Annotated in this window: 2 protein-coding genes; both read right to left on the bottom strand. The window is 72.8% G+C overall.

Features of this window, described 5'->3' with window-relative positions:
- A partial coding sequence (locus tag DBR36_RS18105) for a serine/threonine-protein kinase (protein ID WP_219927657.1) occupies positions 1-756 on the bottom strand: 756 nt, incomplete at its 3' end.
- Positions 757-911: 155 nt separating this feature from the next.
- Positions 912-1,442 (bottom strand): DUF2231 domain-containing protein (locus tag DBR36_RS13340; protein WP_308810959.1); only part of this gene is annotated, 531 nt, incomplete at its 5' end.

Raw genomic sequence — 1,442 nt, 5'->3', positions numbered from 1 at the left:
CCGCCACTCGTAGCCGAGGTCGGCGGGCACCTCGGGCTGGCGGGCGAGGCGGGCGAGCACGCTCTCCTGCAGGGTCCCGGCCCCGAACGGCGACAGACGCGTCAGCGCCTCGATCGCCAGCAGGCCCAGGGCGTAGACGTCCGATTCGGCGCGGGGCGGCTCGCCGCGCACCTGCTCGGGTGCCAGGTAGGCGGCGGTGCCGATGACCGTTCCCGGCGTCGTCAACCGCGTCGCGTCGATCAGGTGGGCGACGCCGAAGTCGGCGAGAACCGCCTCGAAGGGCACCTCGCGCCCGCGGACGGGACGCAGCAGGACGTTCGACGGCTTGACGTCGCGGTGGACGATACCGGCCTCGTGCACCGTCGCCAACGCCCCGGCCAGATCGCGGACGAAGCCGGCCACCTCGGCGACGGGGATCGGCCCGTCCTCGATGCGCCGGCGCAGCGACGGTCCCTCGATGAGCTCCATGACGAGGTAGACGTGATCGCTCGCGCCCAGCCGCGCGTCGTAGAGCGTGACGAGCGAGGGGTGGTCGAGAGCGGCCAGCGCGCGTGCTTCGGCCAGCCGCCGGATGGGCGCCGGGTCATCGCCCCCGTCGAGGTGGAAGATCTTGATCGCGACGTCTCGAGCGAGCACCTCGTCGCGGGCGCGGAAGACGCGGCCCATCCCTCCCGCACCGATGCGCTCGCGCAGGATGTAGCGCCCGCCGAGGATGTCGCCCGCGTGAGGCATCGGAAGATCGGGGGCGTGGCTCATCGGGTCCTTCGGGAGGAGGCGCCGCGGGGGCGAGCAGCGAGAAGGGATGCCGTGCGGTCATCCCTTCGAGGGTCGACACTATGCACACGTGGTGCGCGCCGGACGGGGGTGGCGAGCGAGGGTGCCGACGCGCATAATGCCCGCCGGTCCGCGCCTCAGCCGTCGTCGCCGTCCGACGGGGTAACGCCGGTGTCGCTGGACCACACCGCACGCGCGCCGCTGTCGCCCACCTGCACGACCGAGACGGTGGTGCCCACCGAAACCGCGATCGCGACGACGGCGATGATGAGCGTCAGCACGCGCGAGCGGCCGGGGGTGGTAGGCCGCTCGGCCGAACGAGGCGCCCGACGATCGCGCACGCGGAACCAGACCCACTGGCCCGCGGCGACGACGAACAGGCCGATCGCCCACGGCAGCAGCTGGTCGCCGAGCTCGGTGTGCCGCTCGAGCACCGCCGACTCCGGCACCTGCCGCTCCAGGGCTTCACCGGCCTCTTTCGCGAGCGGCACGAAGATCAGCGCCACGAGGGCGACGATCGGGGTGAGGATGCCGAGACGGCGACGCGCCGCCGGCCAGACGCTGCCGAGGACGACCATCAGCGCCGCCAGCGGGACGAGCACGACCACGGCGTGCACCAGCAAGGGATGAGCGGGGAGACCCGCGATCTGCCACATGCGCTCATGAAA

It is taken from the genome of Microbacterium sp. HMWF026 (genome assembly GCF_003061325.1).
GTDB classification, from domain to species: domain Bacteria; phylum Actinomycetota; class Actinomycetes; order Actinomycetales; family Microbacteriaceae; genus Microbacterium; species Microbacterium testaceum_E.
The sequence above is the reverse complement of the archived record's forward strand: the minus strand, read 5'-3'. Positions and strand labels throughout refer to the sequence as shown.